We start from the raw sequence: 21,978 nt of genomic DNA, 5'->3' as shown, positions 1-21,978 counted from the left end.
GTGCAATTTAAGCTTTTGGCAAAAATACTTCGGCCATCATACATCTAGCGCTACCCCCGCCGCAGGTCTCAATGGTATCCAGAGGACTGTGAATTATGGCACAGTGTTTTTCAATTGCGTTGATCTGTTGTTCAGTAAGGCTATTGTAGGCCTGTGTACTCATCACCATATAACGTTGGTCATCTGCACCGATAACCTGCAACATGTTCCCCGCAAAGTGGCACATTTGTTCCTCCGTGATCCTTATGACTTCTTTTCCATCCATTTTGATGTGCTCTACCACATTTTTCCGTTCCTTTTTATCGTCAATGGAGTCCAAACAGATCACAGCAAAGGTTTCTGCCATGGCCATCATCACATTGGTATGGTAAATGGGCAGTCGCTCGCCATCCACAGTTTGATTGGCATGAAAAATTACCGGGAAGCAATCAAAATCTTCACAGAATTCTATAAAAAGATCTTCGTGGGCACGTTCGGACAGTGCGCAATATGCTTTTTGATTCACCCTATCCTTTAGGATACTGCCCGTTCCTTCCAAAAACACACCTTCATCTTCCGCAGCGGTATAGTCCATGATATTGTTGATGACAAAACCATGCTCTTCCAACAACTCAAAAACATCTTCCCTGCGTTCCTTTCTTCTATTTTCTGCAAACATGGGGTATACACAAACGGTTCCGCTCTCATGAAAAGAAACCCAGTTGTTCGGAAAAATCGAATCTGGCGTGTCCTGTTCCATATTATCATCAATGGTAATCACATTAACGCCATGTTCCCGAAGCACATCCACAAATTGGTCAAACTCTCGCTGTGCCTTTTTGTTGATTTCGGCATTTTTGAGGTGCGGGTCTTCTTGAAAATAATTATTGACCGCAGTTTGCTCGTTCATCCTAAAGTTCACGGGGCGCACCATAAGAATGGTGTTGGTAATCTGTTTTCTCAATACTTTGACTGTTTTGATTATACCTGTGGCAGCAGGAAGTTAGGGTTAAAAAATTATTCTCGGATCAAAGGCATAGTGCTACAACGCAACAAACCTTCTTGCTTGGCTATTTCGGCATAGGGAATCTCCTCGACGGTGAATCCTTGGTCCCTAAGCCAATTGTTCAGCCGGGTAAAACGCTTTTCCGACACCACCACTTCGGGCGATATGGAAAAGACATTACTGAACATTTGATACATCTCATCCTTATTGATTTCAAAAATATTCTCCGGACCAAAGAAGTCGACCAAATATTGGTACTCCTCCTCTACCAAAAATCCATTTTTGTGCAAAATCGCCTTGTCCCTTCCTACAGGTTGGAAACAACAATCCAAATGCAGTGCATTCTCCTTGGGATCGGTATTGGATTTTCGAAGTTCGAAGGATTTTACCGTTTTATGGGGAAACATATCCCGAATAAATTCAACGGCTTCGATATTGGTTCGTGCAGTAATGTAACTTGCATAGTCCTCGCCTGTGTAGGTTCCAATAAAAATATGTTCGTTCCACGGCATCACGTCGCCTCCTTCAATATGAACTTCTTCGGGCGGGCGAACAATCTTTGTGGGATCAATTTGATCCAAAACCTCATGGATGGCCATAAATTCCCGCTCGCGGTCGGGCAAAATATTGGCATGGAAGAGTTTGTCCTCTATCACAAAAGCAATATCCCTTGCAAATATTTGATTACAGTCTTCCAACACTTCAGGTCGGTACACTTTCACGCCATACTTGTCGAATACTTGGGCAAAGGCTTCCATTTCCTTAACCATGTCGGCTTCTTTGGGATACGTTCCTGCCTTTATATGCTCAATGGATTTAGGATCGTAGGCTTCCTCAATTGTAGGAACGGGGCCATTACTTTCAGCAGTTCCCAATATCACGGCTTTTAGCCTGCTGGTCTCATCAACAACGTTTAATTCAATCATAAAATTGGTATTAATGCCCATAAAATGTAGGCCAATGAAAGCGATAAAGGAAATCCTTAAATTTTCTGAGGCAAATCTAGTGTTTTGCTGACTATTTACCATCTCCTAGAAAGGGAAAAATAGCAATCTGATTTAAGTGAATGCCCATGATAAATAGGAATACTATATCTAACATAACCAATTGCCTCTCACCTTGTTAAAATATGGCTGTTCATGTAAAATTTACATCTAATCCGTTTGACTGTTTTTTTATTAATTATTACATTTGTATTAAGATTTTTCCTACAAATGAAAAAAATGCTATTAGCTTCTGGTTTACTGGCAACAGTATTTGTTTTATTGGGGGGCATAAATGCTTTCCAAAGAATTGAGACCCTCAATTTTACCTTTAAAGCAAATTCCAACATACCAATGGATACAATTTATGCCGTTAAATATGACGATTGCATAAAAGAGAGTGATTTTCCAATAGACTATTCCATGCACTCAAAAGAAGTAAAGGACCATGTTGATTGGAGCATTAAGAAAGTAAATGAGTCTGTGAACAGATTCGGTGAATCCATGAATTCGACGCTAAAAAACTTAAACACAGTGGACGCTCACGAGTTTATCCACCAAACGTTTCAAAAAGCCAAAAGCGCTTTTACCGACAATGCCATTTCCGACATTCAAAAACATTACCAATGTGAAATTATGCGAATTTGCTATGATAGTGACAGATCATTGAACGGAAACACCGTTGGAAGGCTTTGATCTGTAATGCTATAAAAAAATAAAAGGGGCTTAAATCGCCCCTTTTATTTTCCTTTTCGTCCTAAACCTTATCTTTTCTCCAATGGAACAAATTCTCTATGTTTCTCTCCAATATAAACTTGTCTTGGTCTTCCGATAGGTTCTTTTCTCAGTCTCATTTCTCTCCATTGGGCTATCCAACCGGGCAATCTGCCCAAAGCAAACATTACCGTAAACATTTCCGTTGGTATTCCTAAAGCACGGTAGATAATCCCCGAATAGAAATCCACATTAGGATATAGTTTTCTATCTACAAAGTACTTGTCTTCCAAGGCTTCTTTCTCCAATCCCTTGGCGATATCCAAAATAGGATCTTCAATTCCTAAGTTGCCCAATACTTCGTCTGCAGATTTTTTAATGATTTTTGCCCTTGGGTCAAAGTTTTTATAGACTCGGTGTCCGAAGCCCATCAATCTGAACGGATCATTTTTATCCTTGGCCTTCGCCATGTATTTTTTGGTATCACCACCATCGGCCTCGATGGCTTCCAACATTTCCAAAACAGCTTGGTTGGCACCTCCGTGCAAGGGTCCCCAAAGAGCGGAAATACCTGCAGAAAGTGAAGCAAAAAGTCCTGCGTGCGAAGACCCAACAATACGAACCGTGGAGGTTGAACAGTTTTGTTCGTGATCAGCATGTAAAATCAACAGCTTGTCCAAGGCATTTATGGCTATTTGATCTTTTGTGTATTCTTTGTTCGGTCTTTTGAACATCATTTTATGAACGTTCTCCACATAACCTAAGGCATCGTCCCCATAATCCAACGGCAGACCTTTCTTTTTGCGTAGGGTCCAAGCCACCAAAACAGGGAATTTGGCCAAAATTCGAACAATTGAATTGTACATAGCCGATTCGGAAGCAACATCTACACAGGATGGGTTAAATGCGACCAACGCACTGGTCATTGAAGAAAGTACGCCCATGGGGTGCGCCGATTTTGGAAAAGCATCCAAAATTTTCTTCATTTCCTCATCTACTTGGGACTCTTCCTTAATATCGTCATGGAATTTTTCCAGCTGCTCTTTGTTCGGCAATTCACCAAAAATCAAAAGATAGGCTACCTCCAAGAAGTCGGCTTTCTCCGCTAGGTCTTCAATGGAATACCCACGATACCTCAAAATACCCTGCTCACCGTTCAAAAAGGTAATGGCGCTTTCGCAAGATCCCGTGTTTTTATATCCTGGATCAATGGTCACCATTCCTGTTGAGGCCCTCAAGGTTTTAATATCTATGGCCAATTCATCTTCAGTACCTTTGATAACAGGGAATTCAAACCGTTCTCCCCCGTATTCGAGTATAGCTTTATCCGACATTTTATATTTTAATAGATTAGTAAAAATTGAATGCGAAAATTACGAAAAAGCACAGCCATTAACAATTTACAGCCGCTATTTGTGTTGATATTAACGCTAAATTGATATAGAAGAATTGGTTCAATCCAATTTGTAGAGCAGTTTATAATATTCGTCCACCGATTTCTTCCAAGTGAATCGCTTTTTTCTTGCCGCAGCTTGTATTTTTTTCCAGGTCGGCTTATCGTTTTGGAATACATCCAAAGCTATATCCAAGGCTTCCAGCATGCTTTTTATTTTCTCGTCATACGTATCGCCATCAAAGCTAAAACCCGTCTTCATGTGTTCTACAGTATCTTTGAGCCCTCCCGTATGATGAACCAAACAAGGATTCCCATTTCTCATGGCCAGCATTTGGCTTATACCACAGGGTTCAAAAAGACTGGGCATAAAATATAGGTCGGATTCCAAGTACATGGAGTCGATGAGCTTCTCCGACTGACCATTAGTGAAAATAAAGTTCTTGTGTTCGTAACTAAGCTTTCTGAATAACTCTTCATACTCAGGTGCACCTGTACCCAATAGCATGAAAATTCCATCAACTTTCTCCAAATGTTTCAGAATTTCAACAAAAGCTTCTGGTGAACGCATGAAGAAATAAAACTTTTGTTCTGTTAATCGCGCTACACTGGATGCAATAAATTTGGGCCTGTCATCTACAAAGGCCATAATTTTCTCCCCTGTGTGGGCCAAAAAGTCGGCCTTGTATTTTTTATCTTCCTGTTGCAGCCAACCGAACAATGCCTTGACTGTATTTCGGTAAATATTTCCTTTTTTCTCCTTGTTGATGTTCTTATAATTGCAACCGTTCAAAATACCGAACAATCGGCCTTCTTTATCTGCCTGTTGCAAATCCTTCTCCAATCCTTCCCCTCCTATAAATTCCGGGGGAGAACTGGGCAACAGTACATCTTCTTTATAAGATGGCGAAACGGTGTGCACTGCATCGGCAAATCTTATTCCAACAGCCATAAGGTTAATGCAATCTTGGTACCTGTAATCCATCAACTTTTGGTAGTCCAAAGGAACATTGGGAAACCAATTTTTCACGGATGAATAATTACCATCAAAGGGACGTATGCCCTGAATAGCGAGATTATGAATACTATATATGGTCCTGATATCCTTCAGATTGGTATAATCCGGATGGTATTCCCTTAAAAACAACAACAAACTGGAATGCCAGTCATGCAAATGAATAACATCCACATCTCCAAATGCTCCATGCTTTATGGCTTCTGCTACAGCGGTGCAAAATATAAAATACTTTATGGCATCGGTATAGAAAGGCTCTTCCGGGTCGTTGTGATATATATGTGCAATATCTCCAGCCTCTATCTCGGGATGGTGCAACACATAATGAAAGATGTTCGGAAACTCCTTTTTGGGCTTTACCTCATACAATTCGGCAGTATAGGTAATGCCTCTTAGTGAAAAGTTCAAGGTAGTCCTGGGCAAACCCCCATGATGAAGTCTGGAATAAGCTGGCACAACAACATGCACCTTGTCGCCCCGTTCTGAAATTTGTCGTGGCACATCGCGAACTACGTCGCCCATACCACCAGCTTTACAGTTTTCCAAAGCATCGTTTTCGGCGGCAACAAAAAGAAAGTTATTCATATGGGAGAATTTGAATGGGTGTTTAGTTGAACCCTTAATTTAACCAAAGTTTGTTATTGAAACAAAAAAAAGCCTTTCCCATTTGGAAAAGGCCTTTTGTATGCTAAATAATTATTATGCTTATTTTACCTTAAATGCTTTTTCTTGAGGGTAGTAAGCTATATCTCCCAACTCTTCCTCAATTCTCAACAATTGATTGTATTTGGCCATACGGTCGCTTCGGGAAGCAGAACCTGTTTTAATCTGACCCGTGTTCAGAGCAACTGCCAAATCAGCAATGGTATTGTCTTCCGTTTCACCTGATCTGTGAGACATTACGGAGGTATAACCAGCATTCTTCGCCATATTTACGGCTGCAATGGTCTCCGTTAATGTGCCGATTTGGTTCACCTTGATCAAAATAGAATTGGCGATACCATTTTCGATACCACGGGACAAACGCTCAACGTTGGTTACGTACAAATCATCACCGACCAATTGTACTTTGTCACCGATTTTATCGGTCAACACTTTCCACCCGTCCCAATCGTTTTCATCCATTCCATCTTCAATGGAAATAATTGGGTACTTTTCAGAAAGTTCGGCCAGGTACTGTGCTTGCTCCTCAGAAGTTCTAACGGCTCCTTTATCCCCTTCAAATTTGGTGTAATCGTATTTGCCATCAACATAAAACTCTGCAGCGGCACAATCCAAAGCGATCATCACTTCTTCCCCAAATTTGTAGCCGGCCTTTTCAACAGCTTTGGCAATGGTATCCAAGGCATCTTCTGTTCCGTCCAATGTTGGTGCAAATCCTCCTTCATCACCTACAGCAGTACTTAAACCACGATCGTGCAATACTTTTTTAAGATTATGGAATATTTCGGTTCCCATTTGCATGGCATGGCTAAAGTCTTTTGCTTTAACTGGCATTACCATAAATTCCTGGAACGCAATCGGTGCGTCGGAGTGCGAACCACCATTGATAATGTTCATCATGGGTACTGGAAGCGTTTTGGCACTAACACCGCCCACATAGCGGTACAACGGCATTCCCAACTCGTTGGCTGCCGCTTTTGCCGCTGCCAAGGAAACTCCCAATATGGCGTTGGCCCCCAATTTTGATTTGTTCGGAGTACCATCCAGCTCAATCATGGTCTGATCGATGTAGTTCTGCTCAAACACAGAAGTTCCGATCAATTCCTCTGCAATGATGGTATTTACGTTGTTCACGGCCTTACCGACACCTTTACCCATAAAGGAATCACCACCATCGCGCAACTCAACGGCTTCATGCTCTCCAGTAGAGGCTCCAGAAGGCACTGCTGCCCTTCCCATAATTCCATTTTCGGTTACTACATCTACTTCTACTGTTGGATTTCCTCTGGAATCCAATATCTGTCTTGCATGAATGTTGATAATGATGCTCATTTTATTGAATATTTTAAGTTGTGATTATTGGGCTAAGATACAAAAGGTGGCGTTTTTAACTCCATGATATTACTCACAAAACGCACTTAATTGCTTAAAAACAAAACTATAACGTTTTAGTTTTTCCTAGCCTTGATCAAATCAAAGAACTGGTCGAACAGATAATCTGCATCGTGAGGACCTGGACTTGCTTCTGGATGATATTGTACCGAGAAAACGTCCTTGCTCTTCATTTTGATACCTGCGACAGTTTGATCGTTCAAATGTGTATGCGTAATTTCCAATTCTGCATTTGCTTCAGTTTCTTCCCTGTTTACCGCGAATCCGTGGTTTTGGGAAGTTATTTCTCCTTTTCCTGTAATCAAATTTAAGATTGGGTGGTTTATACCTCTGTGCCCATTATGCATTTTGTAAGTAGAAACTCCATTGGCCAAGGCCAATACCTGATGCCCCAAACAAATTCCGAACAATGGTTTATCGGATGCAATCATTTCTTTAGTGGCGGCTACAGCATCCGTCAAAGGCTCGGGGTCACCGGGACCGTTGGATATAAAATATCCGTCCGGATTCCATTCCTTCATTTCATCATAAGATGTATTGTATGGGAAGACTTTGATATAAGCTCCTCTTTTGGCCAAATTTCTTAAGATGTTCTTTTTGATTCCGATATCCAAAGCGGATATTTTGATATCAGAACTTTCATCTCCGTAGAAATAAGGTTCTTTTGTAGACACTTTGGAAGAAAGCTCCAAACCTTCCATACTGGGCACTTGCTTCAACTCTTCTTTTAAAGCATCGATATCGTCCACTTTTGTAGAGATCAATGCATTCATGGCTCCATTATCCCTAATGTAGCTCACCAAAGCACGGGTGTCCACATCGGAGATGGCCAAAAGGTTGTTTTTGTCCAAGAAATCCAAGAGGCTCATTGTTGCATCCGGTCTTGAGTATTCATAACTGAAATTTTTACAGATAAGGCCTGCAATCTTAACAGAATCGGATTCCACTTCGTCTTCGTGGGCCCCGTAGTTACCGATATGGGCATTGGTGGTCACCATTAACTGCCCGTAATAAGATGGGTCGGTAAAAATCTCCTGGTAACCTGTCATCCCAGTATTGAAACATACTTCCCCTACTGCGGTACCTTCTCTTCCTCCAACGGCCTTACCATAAAATATGGTTCCATCGGCCAACAAAATCAACGCTTTTTTCTTTGTATGATACTTCATTTCGTGCTCTAGTTTCAGTTAAGACAAAAAAACATAAAAAAAGGATAAGTTCTCACTTATCCTTTTTCGTTAAATACAATAGTTAATAACATTCTTCTTATTCTTCAGAATCGTCAGTTTTGGTTTCAGCTGCTGGAGCAGGAGCCTCAGCTTTCTTGGCACCACCGCCTCTTCTACTTCTTCTGGTCGATTTCTTTTTAGGCTTACCTGCGTTGTAAAGCTCGTTGAAATCCACCAATTCGATCATTGCCATATCAGCGTTATCCCCCAATCGGTTACCCAATTTAATAATTCTTGTGTAACCTCCTGGTCTGTCACCAACTTTTTCAGCTACAGTGCTGAACAATTCTGTTACAGCCTCTTTACTTCTCAAGTTACTGAAAACAACTCTTCTGTTGTGAGTACCTTTTTCGGTAGTCTGGTTGTTCTCGATCTTTGCTTTAGTAATCAAAGGCTCAATGAACTTTTTCAATGCCTTGGCTTTTGCAACCGTGGTATTGATTCTCTTATGCTCTATTAGGGAACTACCCATGTTGGCCAACATAGCCTTTCTGTGGGCGGATGTTCTACCTAAGTGATTAAACTTCTTTCCGTGTCTCATTGTTCTATATTATCATCTTGCTACCAGATCCCTATAAAAGGGAGAGCAAAATATGATTATTAATCTTTATCTAATTTGTATTTGGAAAGGTCCATACCAAATTGTAGGCCTTTGTTGATTACCAATTCCTCCAATTCGGTCAAAGACTTTTTACCGAAGTTTCTGAATTTCATCAAATCGTTTTTGTTGAAGGATACCAAATCTCCCAAAGAATCCACTTCGGCAGCTTTAAGACAGTTCAAAGCCCTAACGGACAAGTCCATGTCTACCAATTTCGTCTTCAACAACTGACGCATGTGCAATGATTCCTCGTCATATGTCTCGGTCTGGGCAATTTCATCAGCCTCAAGGGTGATACGCTCATCGGAGAACAACATAAAGTGGTGAATCAAAACTTTGGCAGCCTCGGTCAAGGCATCTTTTGGGTGGATGGAACCATCAGTGATGATTTCAAAAACCAATTTTTCATAATCGGTTTTTTGCTCTACCCTGTAGTTTTCGATGCTGTATTTTACATTCTTTACGGGAGTGTAAACAGAATCAACCGCAATACTTCCCAAGGGAGCATTGGATTTTTTGTTTTCCTCCGCAGGAACATAACCACGACCTTTTTCTATAACAATCTCTAAGTTGATGCTCACCTTAGGATCCATGTTACAGATAACCAAGTCTGGGTTCAGCACTTGGTATCCTGAGATGAATTTTTGGAAGTCACCAGCTGTCATTTGTTCTTTTCCGCTAACGGAAATAGATACAGTCTCGCTCTCAACATCATCAATCTGTCTTTTGAACCTAACTTGTTTTAGGTTCAGGATAATTTCTGTAACGTCTTCAACAACGCCTGGTATAACAGAAAACTCATGTTCAACTCCATCTATGCGCACAGAAGTGATGGCAAAACCTTCCAAAGAGGAAAGCAAAACCCTTCTCAGCGCATTCCCAACTGTTAATCCATACCCAGGTTCCAAAGGACGAAATTCGAATTTCCCCTCGAAATCTGTTGAATCGATCATTATAACTTTATCGGGCTTCTGAAAATTAAGTAATGCCATAATTGGATTAATGTTGAATTCTTATTTAGAGTATAATTCGACTATCAGTTGTTCCTTGATATTCTCAGGGATCTGAAGTCTTTCTGGAACGGCAACGTAAGTACCTTCTTTCTTTTCAGAGTTCCATGTGATCCATTCGTAAACACTGCTATTGTTAGACAAAGAGTCAACAATGGATTGTACTGATTTGGATTTTTCCCTAACACCAACTACATCACCGGCTTTTAGTGAATAGGATGGAATATTTACCACCTCCCCGTTTACGGTAATGTGACGGTGCGATACCAACTGACGCGCTCCTCTTCTTGATGGGCTGATTCCCATTCTGAAAACCACGTTGTCCAAACGTGACTCACACAACTGAAGCAAAACCTCACCGGTAACACCCTCTTTTCTTTTTGCCTCGGCAAAAAGATTACGAAATTGCTTTTCCAAAATACCGTAAGTATATTTTGCTTTTTGCTTCTCCATCAACTGGATTGCATATTCAGACTTTTTACCACGGCGTCTGTTGTTACCGTGTTGTCCTGGAGGGTAATTTTTCTTTTCGAATGACTTATCGTCTCCGAAAATCGCTTCTCCAAACTTTCTAGCGATTTTTGTTTTTGGTCCTGTATATCTTGCCATCTTCTGTTAATTTGAAAGTGCGATTATGAATTAAGGCTTATCCTTCGATAATCTAACTGCACCTTCGGGTGAAGACCCTTTTGGGGCCATTAATCTATTAATGATTATTAAACTCTTCTTCTTTTTGGTGGTCTACAACCGTTGTGCGGAAGTGGAGTAACATCAATGATTTCTGTTACTTCGATTCCTGAGTTGTGAATGGAACGAATAGCAGATTCCCTACCGTTACCTGGTCCTTTTACATAAACCTTCACTTTTCTCAATCCTGCTTCGTGAGCAACTTTAGCACATTCCTCTGCTGCTATCTGAGCTGCATAAGGAGTGTTCTTTTTTGAGCCTCGGAATCCCATTTTTCCTGCGGAAGACCATGAAATAACATCACCTTTCTTATTGGTAAGGGAAATAATGATGTTGTTGAAAGATGCAACAACGTGCGCCTCTCCGGTAGATTCTACGACTACTTTGCGCTTCTTAGCTGTTTTAGTACTTGCCTTTGCCATACTACCTACTTATTATTTAGTTGCTTTTTTCTTGTTGGCAACTGTTTTTCTTTTTCCTTTTCTGGTCCTAGAGTTGTTCTTGGTACGTTGACCTCTTAATGGCAATCCAGATCTGTGGCGAATTCCACGGTAACAACCAATGTCCATCAATCGCTTGATGTTCATTTGGGTTTCTGAGCGAAGCTCACCTTCAATCGTGTAAGCTCCAACAGCTTCCCTGATTTTACCGATTTCATCATCGGTCCAATCAGAAACCTTGGTATCTTCACTTACTTGGGCTGCTGCCAAAATTTCTTGCGCCCTGCTTTTACCTATACCGAAGATGTAGGTAAGCGAAATAACGCCACGCTTTTGTTTAGGTATATCTACCCCTGCAATTCTTGCCATAATTACCCTTGTCTTTGTTTAAATCTAGGATTCTTTTTGTTGATTACGTACAATCTGCCCTTTCTGCGAACAATTTTGCAGTCGGCACTTCTCTTCTTTATTGATGCTCTTACTTTCATGTAACTAGTATCTATAAGTAATTCTTGCTTTTGTTAAATCGTATGGGCTCATCTCCAACTTTACCTTATCTCCTGGAAGCAACTTAATGTAGTGCATACGCATCTTCCCGGAAATGTGCGCCGTTACCACGTGCCCATTCTCTAATTCTACTCTGAACATTGCATTAGACAATGCTTCAATAATAGTCCCGTCTTGTTCTATTGCTGGCTGCTTTGCCATAAATTATGCTACTTTTCTGTTTTTACCGGTTTTCATTAAGCCGTCGTAATGCCTGTTCAACAAATAAGAATTTACTTGTTGTACAGTATCTATCGCTACACCCACCATAATCAATAGTGATGTACCTCCGTAAAACAATGCCCATCCGGCCTGTACATCCATCAACTTTACAACCACAGCCGGCAATACCGCCAACAAGGCCAAAAAGATGGAGCCAGGTAATGTAATCAAGGACATTATTTTGTCCAAATAATTTCCTGTTTCTTTTCCTGGGCGAATACCCGGGATGAAACCACCACTTCTTTTCAAATCATCTGCCATTTTGTTGGTTGGCACGGTGATCGCCGTATAGAAGTACGTAAATATGATGATCAATACCGCAAATAGGATGTTGTAGGCCAATCCGAATATATCGGCGAATTGTACTTCCATCCACTGACCAGCAGCGGTATCGTTGAATGTTCTACCAATCAAACTTGGTGCGAACATAATTGCCTGTGCAAAGATAATGGGCATTACACCAGAAGCATTCAATTTTAGTGGAATGTACTGACGTGCTCCCATTACGTTCTTTTCGTATCCGCCAGAAGCTGTTCTTCTTGCGTACTGTACCGGAATCTGTCTTACGGCCATGGTTAAATAAACACTGGCCAAGATGACCAAGAACCAAACAATCACCTCGATCAACATAAACATGATTCCTCCCGTGTTGTTGGTTGTTCTTGAAACAAATTCCTGTGCAAATGCCTGTGGCATTGTTGCGATAATACCTACCATAATCAACAAGGAGATACCGTTTCCGATTCCCTTATCGGTAATTTTCTCACCCAACCACATAGCGAACACACATCCTGTTACCAATATAATAACAGCTGGAACGATAAAATCCAAACCTTTGCCCAAAACAAATGCACTGTCCGGCACACCTAAGGCGCCAAGACCGTACAAATAGGCAGGGGCTTGAACGATACAGATCCCTATTGTTAACCAACGGGTAATCTGGTTGATGGTTTTTCTACCGCTTTCTCCTTCTTTTTGTAGTTTTTGAAGATATGGAATCGCAATTCCCATCAACTGTACTACAATGGAAGCGGAGATGTAGGGCATAATACCCAAAGCGAACACCGAAGCATTCGCGAAAGCACCACCCGTAAAAGCATTCAGAATACCCAAGATACCACTTTCAGTCTGCGAGGATAATTCCGCCAATTGGGCAGTATCAATACCAGGAAGGACAACTTGAGCACCAAATCGGTACACCAATAACAATCCCAATGTTAGGATAATTCGCTGTCTTAATTCATCTATCTTCCAGATATTTGATATGGTCTCAATAAATTTCTTCATGCTATAATTCTTATAAACTTATTGCCTCACCTCCTGCTGACTCAATCGCAGCTTTAGCGGAAGCAGTAAATTTATGTACAGATACTTTAAGGGAGGCTTTCAATTCACCGTCACCCAATATCTTTACCAAATCGTTTTTGTGGGCCAGTCCATTCTCGATAAGAGTTTCCAAAGTAATTTCGTTTTTCACGGTTCCTTTATCAACCAACTCTTGAAGTTTGCCCAAATTGATTCCTGTGTACTCTTTCCTGTTCATGTTAGTAAAACCGAACTTGGGTACACGTCTTTGCAATGGCATCTGACCACCTTCGAAACCAATCTTTTTGGAATATCCAGATCTAGACTTGGCTCCTTTGTGCCCACGGGTAGATGTTCCTCCTTTACCGGAACCTTCTCCACGTCCTACACGTTTTCCTTCTTTGTGCACAGCGCCATCCGCTGGTTTAAGATTATTCAAATCCATGTGCCTTTATATTTTAAGCTTCCTCTGTGGAAACCAAGTGTTTTACCTTATTTACCATTCCAAGGATACTAGGAGTCGCTTCGTGCTCAACTTCCTGTCCGATTTTTTTCAGTCCAAGAGCCTCCAAAGTCCTTTTTTGGTCTTGTGGCTTTTTAATGCCGCTCTTTATTTGTTTAACCTTAATCTTTGACATAATATCCTCTATTTATCCTTTAAAGACTTTTTCCAAGGAAACTCCTCTTTGTTTTGCTACGGTATCAGCACTTCTCAATTGCAACAAAGCATCGAAAGTAGCTTTTACCACATTGTGTGGGTTGGAAGATCCTTGGGATTTAGACAGTACATCCTGTACTCCAACAGCTTCCAATACAGCTCTTACAGCTCCACCGGCAATAACCCCGGTACCATGGGAAGCAGGCTTGATAAAAACTCTTGCTCCACCGTATTTTCCTTTTTGCTCATGAGGAAGGGTTGCTTTGTTCAATGGAATTCGAACCAAGTTCTTTTTGGCATCCTCAATAGCTTTAGCAATGGCTGTAGCTACTTCCTTGGATTTTCCCAAACCATGTCCAACAACTCCATTTTCGTCACCAACCACAACTATTGCCGAAAAACCAAAGGCTCTACCACCTTTTGTTACCTTGGTAACTCTTTGTACTCCAACCAAACGGTCTTTCAACTCCAGTCCACCTGGCTTTACTGTCTCTACGTTTTTGTAATTCTGGTACATAGTTTATTAAAATTTTAGTCCGGCTTCCCTAGCTCCTTCAGCCAATGATTTTACTCTTCCGTGATATAGGTTTCCTCCCCTATCAAAAGCAACGGCTTCAACACCAAGCTTAAGGGCCTTTTCGGCTATGGCCTTACCCACGTTGGTCGCAACTTCGGACTTTGTTCCTTTGGAGTCGACATCCTTATCTCTGGATGAAGCCGCCGCCAAAGTTACACCTTTATTGTCGTCAATCAACTGGGCATATATTTCTTTATTGCTTCTGAAAACAGACAACCTTGGTCTTGCTTCAGTTCCGAAGGATACTTTGCGTATTCTTCTTCGGATGCGTAATTTTCTTTCAGTCTTAGATAATCCCATAGTCTTAATTATTAAGCTGATTTACCTGCTTTTCTTCTTAATTGCTCACCAACAAACTTCACACCTTTTCCTTTGTAAGGCTCTGGCTTACGGAAAGATCTGATTTTGGCGGCCACCTGACCTACCAATTGCTTGTCGTGAGATGTTAGTTTTACGATAGGGTTTTTCCCTTTTTCGGAGATGGTCTCAATCTTTACTTCGGGAGCGATGTCCAGAACAATGTTATGAGAGAATCCTAGGGCCAAATCCAATTTCTGTCCTTGGTTGCTGGCTCTGTAACCAACTCCTACAAGTTCCAATTCCTTGGTCCAACCTTCGGTTACACCTGCTACCATATTATTGATAAGAGCGCGGTATAAACCATGTTTTGATTTGTGATTATTGTCATCGGAAGGTCTTTCCAAAACAACACTTCCGTCCTCGACTTTTATGTCAATCCCTGAAAACTCTTGTGTAAGCTCTCCCAATTTACCTTTTACAGTAACCATGGAATCCTTCACCTCTACAGTGACTCCCTCAGGGATTTTTACTGGACTGTTACCTATTCTAGACATTTTTCTTCTCTTTTCTCAATTAATATACGTAGCACAATACCTCACCACCTACGTTCTCTTGCTGAGCTTGCTTGCTCGTCATAACTCCGTGGGAAGTTGAAACGATAGCGATACCCAAACCGTTCAATACTCTAGGCAAATCGTTAGAGCTTGAATACTTTCGCAGACCGGGCTTACTTACCCTCTGCAATTTTTTAATGATAGGCTCCTTGGTGAATTTATCGTACTTAAGGGCGATTTTGATGTTCCCTTGTACTTTATCTTCCTCGAACTTATAGCTCAAAATATATCCTTGATCGAACAATATTTTGGTAATCTGTCTTTTTAGATTGGAACCTGGGATATCTACAACCCTATGACCTGCCTTGTTGGCATTTCTCAATCTGGTCAAATAATCTGAAATTGGATCTGTAAGCATTTCTTTTCTTTATCTAAATTACCAACTTGCCTTTTTAACTCCAGGAATCAAACCTTTATTGGCCATTTCCCTGAACATAACCCTTGATATACCAAAAGTTCTCATGTAACCACGAGGTCTACCTGTTAGTTTACAACGGTTCCTCATACGAACAGGAGAAGCGTTCTTTGGCAACTTCTGCAAAGCCTCATAATCTCCCGCTTCTTTTAGAGCCTTTCTTTTCTCGGCGTATTTTTCTACCATTTTAGCCCTTTTTCTTTCGCGGGCTTTCATTGATTCCTTGGCCATACTAGTTCTTTTTAAAGGGTACTCCCAGTTCGGTTAACAATGATTTTGCTTCTTTATCAGTTTCAGCGGAAGTAACGAACGTAATGTCCATTCCGTTGATTCTGTTGATTCTGTCAATATTGATTTCTGGAAAGATGATTTGTTCAGTAACTCCCAAATTGTAGTTACCTCTACCGTCGAAACCTGTGGCTTTAACTCCTGAGAAATCACGAACCCTGGGAAGGGCACTGGTGATCAATCTATCCAAAAATTCGTACATGCGTTCTCCTCTAAGGGTCACTTTTGCGCCAATTGGCATACCTTTTCTCAATTTAAAAGATGCAACATCTTTCTTGGAAAGGGTAGCGACCGCTTTTTGACCTGTAATATTGGTCAACTCATCCACAGCGTGATCGATCAGTTTTTTATCGGAAACAGCGGCACCGACTCCACGGCTGACCACTATTTTTTGCAACTTGGGAACTTGCATTACATTTTCGTAACCAAATTCTTCGGTCAGCGCCTTGATTACGCGCTCTTTATATTCTTGTTTTAATCTTGGAATGTAACTCATGACTAAATTACTTCATTGGATTTTTTGGAAAACCTTACTTTCTTTCCGTCCCTTACTTCGTATCCAACACGAGTAGCCTCGCCAGATTTTGGATCGATCAAGGAAAGATTGGAAATATGTATTGGGGCCTCCTTTTTAGTTATGCCTCCTTGAGGGTTGTTCGCACTTGGCTTTTCGTGTTTGGACACTTCGTTGATGCCTTCCACGATAGCTTTGTTCTTTTCACGGTCTACTTGAAGTACTTTACCTTCACTGCCTTTGTGGTCTCCCGCAATGACTTTTACCGTATCCCCTGTTTTTATTTTCAACTTCATCTTTCTGATATTTCTTTTATAGCACTTCAGGCGCCAATGAAACAATCTTCATGAATTGTCTGTCCCTCAACTCTCTGGCAACAGGACCAAATACACGAGTTCCTCTCATCTCCCCGGTCGGGTTCAACAACACACATGCGTTGTCGTCGAAACGGATGTAAGAACCATCTGGTCTTCTCACTTCTTTCTTTGTTCTAACAACAACTGCTGTAGACACAGAACCTTTCTTTACAGTACCGTTTGGAGTGGCTTCTTTTACGGTAACAACGATTTTGTCACCCAATGAAGCGTATCTTCTTTTTGTTCCTCCTAGTACGCGGATGGTCAAAACTTCTTTTGCACCGGTATTGTCCGCAACTCTTAATCTTGATTCTTGCTGTACCATAATTATTTAGCTCTTTCTAGGATTTCTACCAACCTCCAGCATTTTGTTTTGCTCAATGGTCGTGTTTCCATTATTTTGACGGTATCACCTTCGTTGCAATCGTTCTTCTCGTCGTGGGCAACATATTTCTTGGTCTTCAGAACGAACTTCCCGTACATCGGGTGCTTCACTCGTTTTACCTCAGAAACCACTATCGATTTCTCCATTTTGTTGCTGGTAACAACGCCTATTCTTTCTTTTCTTAAATTTCTGTTTTCCATAAGGCAGAACCGATTATTGTAATTCCCTTTTAGTTAATTCAGTTGCAAGTCTTGCTACCGTCCTTCTAGTCTTTCTGATCTGTAAAGGATTTTCCAAAGGAGTAACAGCGTGTGCCATTTTTAGGTCGGCGTGTTGTTTTTTGAACTCGGCCAATCTCTCCTTTAGCTCTTCAATTGAAAGTTCTTTTATTTCTGATTGTCTCATCTTTCTTCTCAATTAAAAATTAGGCGGAATAATCCCTTGCTACAACAAACTTGGTCTTCACCGGAAGTTTTTGTGCCGCGAGCCTCAAGGCTTCCTCGGCAATATCCTTTGGTACACCGGCAATCTCGAACATGATTCTACCAGGCTTCACCACGGCTACCCAATATTCTGGAGCACCTTTACCTTTACCCATACGAACCTCGAGAGGTTTTTTGGTGATAGGCTTGTCCGGGAATATTTTGATCCACAACTGACCTTGTCTTTTCATGTATCTTGTCGCAGCGATACGTGCAGCCTCTATCTGACGAGCAGTAATGAAGTGCGAATCCATGGACTTGATACCGAACATTCCATTGGAAAGTTGGTGCCCTCTCTGAGAGTTCCCCTTCATACGCCCTTTCTGGGCTTTACGAAATTTTGTTCTTTTTGGCTGTAACATTTTACCTTACTTTATCTTAATTACTTTCTACGACGGGATTTCTTGTTATCCTTGCCGCCTTTTCCTTGACTCTTACTTAATCCTACTAATGGGGAAAGCTCTCTTTTACCGTAAACCTCTCCTTTCATGATCCATACCTTTACTCCCAATCTACCATAGGTAGTGTGAGCTTCGTGCAAGGCGTAGTCCACATCTGCACGGAAAGTAGATAATGGAATCCTTCCTTCTTTGTAAGATTCGGAACGTGCCATCTCGGCCCCGTTCAAACGTCCGGAAATCTGAATCTTGATACCTTCGGCATTCATACGCATTGCTGCTGCAATAGCCATTTTAATGGCCCTTCTGTATGAAATTCTGCTTTCAATCTGTCTTGCGACACTTGCAGCTACCAAGTTTGCATCAAGCTCAGGTCTCTTAATTTCATGAATGTTGATCTGAACCTCTTTGTTGGTGATTTTCTTAAGCTCTTCCTTTAGCTTGTCCACCTCTTGCCCACCTTTACCAATGATGATACCAGGTCTTGACGTGGTAATGGTAATAGTGATCAATTTTAAGGTTCTCTCTATAATTACCCTGGATACGCTAGCTTTAGCCAAACGCGCATAAAGGTACTTTCTGATTTTATCGTCTTCAGCCAGTTTATCGCCGTAATCATTTCCTCCGTACCAGTTGGATTCCCATCCTCTGATAATTCCTAAGCGATTTCCTATTGGATTGGTCTTCTGTCCCATATTATTCTTCTAGCTTTGAACGTTGTTATTGGCCTCCAAGATCATGGTTACATGATTGGAACGCTTTCTAATTCTATGTGCTCTACCTTGTGGAGCTGGTCTCAATCTCTTCAACATAGTTCCTCCGTCCACACGGATTTCCTTGATATAAAGATCGGCAGCCTCAATATCAGCACCTTCATTTTTAGCTTCCCAGTTTGCAATTGCAGAAAGTAAAAGCTTTTCTAATTTTCTGGATGCCTCTTTAGGATTGAACCTTAGGGTAGCCAATGCCATCTCAATTTGCTTGCCTCTCACTAAGTCAGCGACCAAACGCATCTTTCTTGGAGAAGTTGGGCAATTGTTAAGCTTTGCAATAGCAAGTTGCTTTTTCTCTTCTTTTAACCTTTCGGCCATTTCTCTTTTACGAACTCCCATAGCTTACTTACTTTTTACCTTTGTTTTTAGCTCCTGCATGACCCCTAAAAGATCTAGTAGGTGAAAATTCTCCTAGTTTGTGACCCACCATGTTTTCAGTAACGAACACGGGAACAAATTGTCTTCCGTTGTGTACTGCGATGGTTTGCCCAACAAAGTCCGGCGTTATCATAGAGGCCCTAGACCACGTTTTGATAACCGATTTCTTACCTGATTCTATATTGGCCTGGACTTTTTTCTCCAGACTAAAATGAACGTATGGTCCTTTTTTTAACGAACGTGCCATTTACTTTTCTTTTATTTCTTTCTACGTTCTATGATATATCTATTGGTGTCCTTAGTTCTAGAACGAGTTCTAAATCCTTTAGCAGGAATACCGTTCTTAGATCTTGGATGACCTCCTGAAGCTCTACCTTCACCACCTCCCATTGGGTGATCAACAGGGTTCATAGCTACAGGTCTAGTTCTTGGTCTTCTACCCAACCATCTGCTTCTACCAGCTTTACCGGAAACAAGCAATTGGTGGTCGGAGTTGGAAACTGCACCTACAGTGGCCAAACATGTGGCCAAAACCATTCTGGTTTCACCAGAGGGCAGTTTCAAGGTCACGAACTTACCATCTTTTGCCATTAATTGGGCAAAAGTTCCAGCACTACGCGCCATGATCGCACCTTGACCTGGTCTCAACTCTATACAAGACACAATTGTACCCAACGGAATCTCGCTCAATGGAAGTGCATTTCCAATTTCAGGAGCAGAACCGGAACCAGACTTTACAGTCTGTCCTACCTGCAATCCGTTTTGGGCAACCACATATCTTTTCTCACCGTCCTTGTACTCCACTAAGGCGATAAATGCAGTTCTATTGGGATCATACTGAATTGAAACCACAGTGGCCTCAACTCCTTGCTTATCCCTTTTGAAATCGATGATTCGATATCTTCTTTTATGACCACCACCTTTGTGACGCATGGTCATTTTTCCTTGACTGTTCCTACCACCCGTCTTTTTTATCGGAGCAAGCAAGCTTTTCTCCGGCTTATCAGTAGTAATCGCGTCAAATCCGTTTACTACTCTAAAACGCTGACCAGGGGTTATCGGTTTTAATTTTCTAACTGACATTTCTCGTCTTTATAGATTACTGTAAAAATCAATAATATCACCTTCAGCCACATCCACAATCGCTTTTTTCATTGCGTTTGTTTTCCCGTGCTGAATTCCGGTTTTTGTATAACGACTCTTACGCGTTGGACCATAGTTCATGGTTCTCACCTTTTCAACAGAAACACCATAAGTAGCCTCTACCGCTTCCTTGATTTCCAACTTGTTAGCAGCTGGATTTACAAAGAATCCATAGCGATTGAAAAGCTCGCTGTCAGCGGTCATTTTTTCCGTAATTATCGGTCTTATCAACACACTCATGATACTTTTATTTCTTTAGGTTCGATTCAATTCCTTCCAAAGCGCTTTCGGTCAATACTAAACTTGTTGCGTTAACAATTTTGTAAGTATTTAATTCTGAGCCTGTTACAACTTCGGAACGTTCCAAATTACGCGACGACAAATATACGTTATTATTTGTATCGCCCAACACAATAAGGGACTTTTTATTTTCTATTCCCAAGGAAGACAAGAAATTAACGAAGTCCTTGGTTTTTGGAGCGTCAAAATTGAGGTCTTCCACAACCACCAAAGATTTGTCTTTGGACTTCAAGCTCAAGGCAGATTTTCTCGCCAATCGCTTCATGTTCTTGTTCAACTTTTGAGTATAATCCTTTGGCCTTGGACCAAAGATTCTACCACCACCTCTAAAAATAGGTGACTTGATACTACCAGCCCTTGCGGTACCGGTACCTTTTTGCTTTTTGATTTTTCTGGTACTTCCAGCTATCTCAGCCCTTTCTTTGGCTTTATGAGTACCTTTCCTTTGATGGGCCAAGTACTGCTTAACATCCAAATAAATAGCATGCTCATTAGGCTCTATCGCGAAAACATCGTCGGAAAGCTCGACTTTCCTACCTGTTTCTTTTCCATTGATATCTAAAACTGCTACCTTCATTATTGCCACCTTTGAATAGTTACATATGAATTTTTATGGCCAGGTACACATCCTTTTACTACCAAAAGATTTTTCTCTGGAACCACTTTCAATACTCTTAAGTTTTGTACAGTAACTCTGTCTCCACCCATTCTTCCGGCCATACGAAGACCTTTTACAACTTTGGACGGATAAGATGCAGCACCAATGGAACCAGGAGCTCTCAATCTGTTGTGCTGACCGTGAGTTGCTTGTCCAACCCCACCGAAACCATGGCGCTTAACAACACCTTGGAATCCTTTTCCTTTTGATGTACCTACTACATCAACAAATTCTCCTTCTACAAACAAATCAACACCTACGGTATCTCCTAATTTGTATTCACCTTCAAACCCTTGGAACTCAACGACTTTCTTTTTAGGAGAAGTACCTGCTTTTTTGTAGTGGCCTGTTTCGGCCTTGTTAGCACGTTTTTCTGCCTTGTCATCGAAACCTAGTTGAAGGGCTTTGTACCCGTCTACCTCTTCGGTTCTGACTTGGGTAACCACGCATGGTCCAGCTTCCAATACGGTACATGGAACGTTTTTTCCATTCTCGTCGAAAATGCTGGTCATACCGATTTTCTTACCTATTAACCCAGACATATTTAATTAATT

The 21,978-nt window shown here is 41.2% G+C and carries 35 protein-coding genes; 1 reads left to right on the top strand and 34 read right to left on the bottom strand.

Going from position 1 to position 21,978, the window contains the following annotated elements; translation table 11 throughout:
* Window positions 1-7: 7 nt before the first annotated feature.
* Together ctlX and J0X13_RS00620 are read right to left on the bottom strand one after the other, a co-directional pair.
* Window positions 8-913, bottom strand: coding sequence for a citrulline utilization hydrolase CtlX (gene ctlX / locus J0X13_RS00625; protein WP_207070776.1), 906 nt, complete (start codon window positions 911-913; stop codon window positions 8-10).
* An 83-nt stretch (window positions 914-996) separates the two neighbouring features.
* On the bottom strand, window positions 997-1,911 hold the full coding sequence (locus J0X13_RS00620) for a dimethylarginine dimethylaminohydrolase family protein (RefSeq protein WP_207069562.1): 915 nt from the start codon (window positions 1,909-1,911) through the stop codon (window positions 997-999).
* A gap of 411 nt (window positions 1,912-2,322) precedes the next feature.
* Between J0X13_RS00620 and J0X13_RS00615 the strand changes: the two genes are divergently transcribed.
* Window positions 2,323-2,664, top strand: a complete 342-nt coding sequence (locus tag J0X13_RS00615) for a hypothetical protein (RefSeq protein WP_207069561.1) — start codon at window positions 2,323-2,325, stop codon at window positions 2,662-2,664.
* 68 nt (window positions 2,665-2,732) lie between these two features.
* Here J0X13_RS00615 and J0X13_RS00610 read toward each other — a convergent pair whose 3' ends face one another.
* From J0X13_RS00610 to rplC, 32 genes are all read right to left on the bottom strand, one after another.
* Window positions 2,733-4,016: a citrate synthase gene (locus J0X13_RS00610; RefSeq protein WP_207069560.1), complete on the bottom strand. Its 1,284-nt coding sequence runs from the start codon at window positions 4,014-4,016 to the stop codon at window positions 2,733-2,735.
* Between the two features lie 120 nt (window positions 4,017-4,136).
* Complete coding sequence (locus tag J0X13_RS00605; RefSeq protein ID WP_207069559.1) at window positions 4,137-5,675, bottom strand: glycogen synthase; 1,539 nt, start codon at window positions 5,673-5,675, stop codon at window positions 4,137-4,139.
* A gap of 120 nt (window positions 5,676-5,795) precedes the next feature.
* Complete coding sequence (gene eno, locus J0X13_RS00600) at window positions 5,796-7,085, bottom strand: phosphopyruvate hydratase (RefSeq protein WP_207069558.1); 1,290 nt, start codon at window positions 7,083-7,085, stop codon at window positions 5,796-5,798.
* Window positions 7,086-7,201: 116 nt separating this feature from the next.
* Window positions 7,202-8,314, bottom strand: a complete 1,113-nt coding sequence (gene carA, locus J0X13_RS00595; RefSeq protein WP_207069557.1) for a glutamine-hydrolyzing carbamoyl-phosphate synthase small subunit — start codon at window positions 8,312-8,314, stop codon at window positions 7,202-7,204.
* A 97-nt stretch (window positions 8,315-8,411) separates the two neighbouring features.
* A complete protein-coding gene (rplQ, locus tag J0X13_RS00590) occupies window positions 8,412-8,915 on the bottom strand; it encodes a 50S ribosomal protein L17 (RefSeq protein WP_207069556.1) in 504 nt (167 codons plus the stop codon).
* A 59-nt stretch (window positions 8,916-8,974) separates the two neighbouring features.
* Complete coding sequence (locus J0X13_RS00585; protein WP_207030329.1) at window positions 8,975-9,967, bottom strand: DNA-directed RNA polymerase subunit alpha; 993 nt, start codon at window positions 9,965-9,967, stop codon at window positions 8,975-8,977.
* A 21-nt stretch (window positions 9,968-9,988) separates the two neighbouring features.
* A complete protein-coding gene (rpsD, locus tag J0X13_RS00580) occupies window positions 9,989-10,594 on the bottom strand; it encodes a 30S ribosomal protein S4 (protein WP_207069555.1) in 606 nt (201 codons plus the stop codon).
* Between the two features lie 107 nt (window positions 10,595-10,701).
* Window positions 10,702-11,094 carry a 30S ribosomal protein S11 gene (gene rpsK, locus J0X13_RS00575; protein WP_207030331.1) on the bottom strand — a complete coding sequence of 131 codons (393 nt, stop codon included), beginning with the start codon at window positions 11,092-11,094 and terminating at the stop codon, window positions 10,702-10,704.
* Window positions 11,095-11,106: 12 nt separating this feature from the next.
* Complete coding sequence (gene rpsM, locus J0X13_RS00570; RefSeq protein ID WP_207069554.1) at window positions 11,107-11,481, bottom strand: 30S ribosomal protein S13; 375 nt, start codon at window positions 11,479-11,481, stop codon at window positions 11,107-11,109.
* A gap of 2 nt (window positions 11,482-11,483) precedes the next feature.
* Window positions 11,484-11,600: a type B 50S ribosomal protein L36 gene (gene ykgO, locus J0X13_RS00565; RefSeq protein WP_010519235.1), complete on the bottom strand. Its 117-nt coding sequence runs from the start codon at window positions 11,598-11,600 to the stop codon at window positions 11,484-11,486.
* A gap of 4 nt (window positions 11,601-11,604) precedes the next feature.
* Window positions 11,605-11,820 (bottom strand): translation initiation factor IF-1, encoded by a 216-nt coding sequence (gene infA, locus J0X13_RS00560; protein WP_014031991.1) that lies wholly within the window; start codon window positions 11,818-11,820, stop codon window positions 11,605-11,607.
* A gap of 3 nt (window positions 11,821-11,823) precedes the next feature.
* A complete protein-coding gene (secY, locus tag J0X13_RS00555; RefSeq protein WP_207069553.1) occupies window positions 11,824-13,167 on the bottom strand; it encodes a preprotein translocase subunit SecY in 1,344 nt (447 codons plus the stop codon).
* A 10-nt stretch (window positions 13,168-13,177) separates the two neighbouring features.
* Window positions 13,178-13,630: a 50S ribosomal protein L15 gene (rplO, locus tag J0X13_RS00550; RefSeq protein WP_207069552.1), complete on the bottom strand. Its 453-nt coding sequence runs from the start codon at window positions 13,628-13,630 to the stop codon at window positions 13,178-13,180.
* A gap of 13 nt (window positions 13,631-13,643) precedes the next feature.
* Window positions 13,644-13,823, bottom strand: a complete 180-nt coding sequence (gene rpmD / locus J0X13_RS00545; RefSeq protein WP_207030334.1) for a 50S ribosomal protein L30 — start codon at window positions 13,821-13,823, stop codon at window positions 13,644-13,646.
* Window positions 13,824-13,835: 12 nt separating this feature from the next.
* Complete coding sequence (gene rpsE / locus J0X13_RS00540; protein ID WP_207030335.1) at window positions 13,836-14,360, bottom strand: 30S ribosomal protein S5; 525 nt, start codon at window positions 14,358-14,360, stop codon at window positions 13,836-13,838.
* A gap of 6 nt (window positions 14,361-14,366) precedes the next feature.
* Entirely contained in the window at window positions 14,367-14,720 is a 354-nt protein-coding gene (gene rplR, locus J0X13_RS00535; RefSeq protein ID WP_207069551.1) for a 50S ribosomal protein L18, read from the bottom strand.
* A gap of 11 nt (window positions 14,721-14,731) precedes the next feature.
* Window positions 14,732-15,274 carry a 50S ribosomal protein L6 gene (gene rplF / locus J0X13_RS00530; RefSeq protein WP_207030337.1) on the bottom strand — a complete coding sequence of 181 codons (543 nt, stop codon included), beginning with the start codon at window positions 15,272-15,274 and terminating at the stop codon, window positions 14,732-14,734.
* Window positions 15,275-15,293: 19 nt separating this feature from the next.
* Complete coding sequence (gene rpsH, locus J0X13_RS00525) at window positions 15,294-15,692, bottom strand: 30S ribosomal protein S8 (RefSeq protein ID WP_207069550.1); 399 nt, start codon at window positions 15,690-15,692, stop codon at window positions 15,294-15,296.
* 18 nt (window positions 15,693-15,710) lie between these two features.
* Window positions 15,711-15,980 (bottom strand): 30S ribosomal protein S14, encoded by a 270-nt coding sequence (gene rpsN / locus J0X13_RS00520; RefSeq protein ID WP_036379829.1) that lies wholly within the window; start codon window positions 15,978-15,980, stop codon window positions 15,711-15,713.
* 1 nt (window position 15,981) lies between these two features.
* On the bottom strand, window positions 15,982-16,533 hold the full coding sequence (gene rplE, locus J0X13_RS00515) for a 50S ribosomal protein L5 (RefSeq protein WP_207030339.1): 552 nt from the start codon (window positions 16,531-16,533) through the stop codon (window positions 15,982-15,984).
* Between the two features lie 2 nt (window positions 16,534-16,535).
* Window positions 16,536-16,847 (bottom strand): 50S ribosomal protein L24, encoded by a 312-nt coding sequence (gene rplX / locus J0X13_RS00510; protein ID WP_237686040.1) that lies wholly within the window; start codon window positions 16,845-16,847, stop codon window positions 16,536-16,538.
* 16 nt (window positions 16,848-16,863) lie between these two features.
* Window positions 16,864-17,232: a 50S ribosomal protein L14 gene (rplN, locus tag J0X13_RS00505; RefSeq protein ID WP_014032002.1), complete on the bottom strand. Its 369-nt coding sequence runs from the start codon at window positions 17,230-17,232 to the stop codon at window positions 16,864-16,866.
* Between the two features lie 2 nt (window positions 17,233-17,234).
* Window positions 17,235-17,492, bottom strand: coding sequence for a 30S ribosomal protein S17 (gene rpsQ / locus J0X13_RS00500; RefSeq protein ID WP_014032003.1), 258 nt, complete (start codon window positions 17,490-17,492; stop codon window positions 17,235-17,237).
* Window positions 17,493-17,505: 13 nt separating this feature from the next.
* The gene (gene rpmC, locus J0X13_RS00495) at window positions 17,506-17,697 is read right to left on the bottom strand and encodes a 50S ribosomal protein L29 (protein WP_014032004.1); all 192 of its coding nucleotides are present in this window, start codon (window positions 17,695-17,697) and stop codon (window positions 17,506-17,508) included.
* A gap of 19 nt (window positions 17,698-17,716) precedes the next feature.
* Window positions 17,717-18,136: a 50S ribosomal protein L16 gene (gene rplP, locus J0X13_RS00490; protein WP_127138692.1), complete on the bottom strand. Its 420-nt coding sequence runs from the start codon at window positions 18,134-18,136 to the stop codon at window positions 17,717-17,719.
* Window positions 18,137-18,156: 20 nt separating this feature from the next.
* On the bottom strand, window positions 18,157-18,867 hold the full coding sequence (gene rpsC / locus J0X13_RS00485; RefSeq protein WP_100816202.1) for a 30S ribosomal protein S3: 711 nt from the start codon (window positions 18,865-18,867) through the stop codon (window positions 18,157-18,159).
* A 9-nt stretch (window positions 18,868-18,876) separates the two neighbouring features.
* A complete protein-coding gene (gene rplV, locus J0X13_RS00480; protein WP_163626142.1) occupies window positions 18,877-19,284 on the bottom strand; it encodes a 50S ribosomal protein L22 in 408 nt (135 codons plus the stop codon).
* Between the two features lie 7 nt (window positions 19,285-19,291).
* Window positions 19,292-19,570 (bottom strand): 30S ribosomal protein S19, encoded by a 279-nt coding sequence (rpsS, locus tag J0X13_RS00475; protein WP_014032008.1) that lies wholly within the window; start codon window positions 19,568-19,570, stop codon window positions 19,292-19,294.
* 11 nt (window positions 19,571-19,581) lie between these two features.
* Entirely contained in the window at window positions 19,582-20,406 is an 825-nt protein-coding gene (rplB, locus tag J0X13_RS00470; protein WP_207030340.1) for a 50S ribosomal protein L2, read from the bottom strand.
* Window positions 20,407-20,415: 9 nt separating this feature from the next.
* Window positions 20,416-20,706 carry a 50S ribosomal protein L23 gene (gene rplW / locus J0X13_RS00465; RefSeq protein ID WP_207030341.1) on the bottom strand — a complete coding sequence of 97 codons (291 nt, stop codon included), beginning with the start codon at window positions 20,704-20,706 and terminating at the stop codon, window positions 20,416-20,418.
* Window positions 20,707-20,713: 7 nt separating this feature from the next.
* Entirely contained in the window at window positions 20,714-21,343 is a 630-nt protein-coding gene (gene rplD, locus J0X13_RS00460; RefSeq protein ID WP_207069549.1) for a 50S ribosomal protein L4, read from the bottom strand.
* On the bottom strand, window positions 21,343-21,966 hold the full coding sequence (gene rplC, locus J0X13_RS00455) for a 50S ribosomal protein L3 (RefSeq protein WP_207030343.1): 624 nt from the start codon (window positions 21,964-21,966) through the stop codon (window positions 21,343-21,345). The genes rplD and rplC overlap by 1 nt, the downstream gene beginning before the upstream one ends.
* Window positions 21,967-21,978: the final 12 nt, after the last annotated feature.

This window comes from [Muricauda] lutisoli (nom. illeg.) (genome assembly GCF_017313105.1).
Taxonomy (GTDB): Bacteria; Bacteroidota; Bacteroidia; order Flavobacteriales; family Flavobacteriaceae; genus Flagellimonas; species Flagellimonas lutisoli.
Note: the sequence above shows the minus strand (reverse complement) of the source record. Positions and strands in the feature narration are given on the sequence as shown.

Bases quoted from the DNA above. Each gene is read 5' to 3' on its own strand.
- rplX (WP_237686040.1), bottom strand. From the start codon at position 16,847: ATGAAGTTGAAAATAAAAACAGGGGATACGGTAAAAGTCATTGCGGGA.
- rplV (WP_163626142.1), bottom strand. From the start codon at position 19,284: ATGGGAGTTCGTAAAAGAGAAATGGCCGAAAGGTTAAAAGAAGAGAAA.
- rplD (WP_207069549.1), bottom strand. From the start codon at position 21,343: ATGAAGGTAGCAGTTTTAGATATCAATGGAAAAGAAACAGGTAGGAAA.
- rplO (WP_207069552.1), bottom strand. From the start codon at position 13,630: ATGGATTTGAATAATCTTAAACCAGCGGATGGCGCTGTGCACAAAGAA.
- secY (WP_207069553.1), bottom strand. From the start codon at position 13,167: ATGAAGAAATTTATTGAGACCATATCAAATATCTGGAAGATAGATGAA.
- J0X13_RS00585 (WP_207030329.1), bottom strand. From the start codon at position 9,967: ATGGCATTACTTAATTTTCAGAAGCCCGATAAAGTTATAATGATCGAT.
- J0X13_RS00620 (WP_207069562.1), bottom strand. From the start codon at position 1,911: ATGATTGAATTAAACGTTGTTGATGAGACCAGCAGGCTAAAAGCCGTG.
- rplB (WP_207030340.1), bottom strand. From the start codon at position 20,406: ATGTCAGTTAGAAAATTAAAACCGATAACCCCTGGTCAGCGTTTTAGA.
- J0X13_RS00615 (WP_207069561.1), top strand. From the start codon at position 2,323: ATGGATACAATTTATGCCGTTAAATATGACGATTGCATAAAAGAGAGT.
- rplF (WP_207030337.1), bottom strand. From the start codon at position 15,274: ATGTCTAGAATAGGTAACAGTCCAGTAAAAATCCCTGAGGGAGTCACT.
- rpsK (WP_207030331.1), bottom strand. From the start codon at position 11,094: ATGGCAAAGGCAAGTACTAAAACAGCTAAGAAGCGCAAAGTAGTCGTA.
- rpsN (WP_036379829.1), bottom strand. From the start codon at position 15,980: ATGGCCAAGGAATCAATGAAAGCCCGCGAAAGAAAAAGGGCTAAAATG.
- rpmC (WP_014032004.1), bottom strand. From the start codon at position 17,697: ATGAGACAATCAGAAATAAAAGAACTTTCAATTGAAGAGCTAAAGGAG.
- rpsH (WP_207069550.1), bottom strand. From the start codon at position 15,692: ATGCTTACAGATCCAATTTCAGATTATTTGACCAGATTGAGAAATGCC.
- eno (WP_207069558.1), bottom strand. From the start codon at position 7,085: ATGAGCATCATTATCAACATTCATGCAAGACAGATATTGGATTCCAGA.
- rplW (WP_207030341.1), bottom strand. From the start codon at position 20,706: ATGAGTGTGTTGATAAGACCGATAATTACGGAAAAAATGACCGCTGAC.
- rpsD (WP_207069555.1), bottom strand. From the start codon at position 10,594: ATGGCAAGATATACAGGACCAAAAACAAAAATCGCTAGAAAGTTTGGA.
- rplN (WP_014032002.1), bottom strand. From the start codon at position 17,232: ATGGTACAGCAAGAATCAAGATTAAGAGTTGCGGACAATACCGGTGCA.
- rplC (WP_207030343.1), bottom strand. From the start codon at position 21,966: ATGTCTGGGTTAATAGGTAAGAAAATCGGTATGACCAGCATTTTCGAC.
- infA (WP_014031991.1), bottom strand. From the start codon at position 11,820: ATGGCAAAGCAGCCAGCAATAGAACAAGACGGGACTATTATTGAAGCA.
- rpsE (WP_207030335.1), bottom strand. From the start codon at position 14,360: ATGTACCAGAATTACAAAAACGTAGAGACAGTAAAGCCAGGTGGACTG.
- rpmD (WP_207030334.1), bottom strand. From the start codon at position 13,823: ATGTCAAAGATTAAGGTTAAACAAATAAAGAGCGGCATTAAAAAGCCA.
- rplR (WP_207069551.1), bottom strand. From the start codon at position 14,720: ATGGGATTATCTAAGACTGAAAGAAAATTACGCATCCGAAGAAGAATA.
- J0X13_RS00610 (WP_207069560.1), bottom strand. From the start codon at position 4,016: ATGTCGGATAAAGCTATACTCGAATACGGGGGAGAACGGTTTGAATTC.
- ykgO (WP_010519235.1), bottom strand. From the start codon at position 11,600: ATGAAAGTAAGAGCATCAATAAAGAAGAGAAGTGCCGACTGCAAAATT.
- rpsQ (WP_014032003.1), bottom strand. From the start codon at position 17,492: ATGGAAAACAGAAATTTAAGAAAAGAAAGAATAGGCGTTGTTACCAGC.
- rpsM (WP_207069554.1), bottom strand. From the start codon at position 11,481: ATGGCAAGAATTGCAGGGGTAGATATACCTAAACAAAAGCGTGGCGTT.
- rplQ (WP_207069556.1), bottom strand. From the start codon at position 8,915: ATGAGACACGGAAAGAAGTTTAATCACTTAGGTAGAACATCCGCCCAC.
- rpsC (WP_100816202.1), bottom strand. From the start codon at position 18,867: ATGGGACAGAAGACCAATCCAATAGGAAATCGCTTAGGAATTATCAGA.
- rplE (WP_207030339.1), bottom strand. From the start codon at position 16,533: ATGAGTTACATTCCAAGATTAAAACAAGAATATAAAGAGCGCGTAATC.
- rpsS (WP_014032008.1), bottom strand. From the start codon at position 19,570: ATGGCACGTTCGTTAAAAAAAGGACCATACGTTCATTTTAGTCTGGAG.
- J0X13_RS00605 (WP_207069559.1), bottom strand. From the start codon at position 5,675: ATGAATAACTTTCTTTTTGTTGCCGCCGAAAACGATGCTTTGGAAAAC.
- carA (WP_207069557.1), bottom strand. From the start codon at position 8,314: ATGAAGTATCATACAAAGAAAAAAGCGTTGATTTTGTTGGCCGATGGA.
- rplP (WP_127138692.1), bottom strand. From the start codon at position 18,136: ATGTTACAGCCAAAAAGAACAAAATTTCGTAAAGCCCAGAAAGGGCGT.
- ctlX (WP_207070776.1), bottom strand. From the start codon at position 913: ATGGTGCGCCCCGTGAACTTTAGGATGAACGAGCAAACTGCGGTCAAT.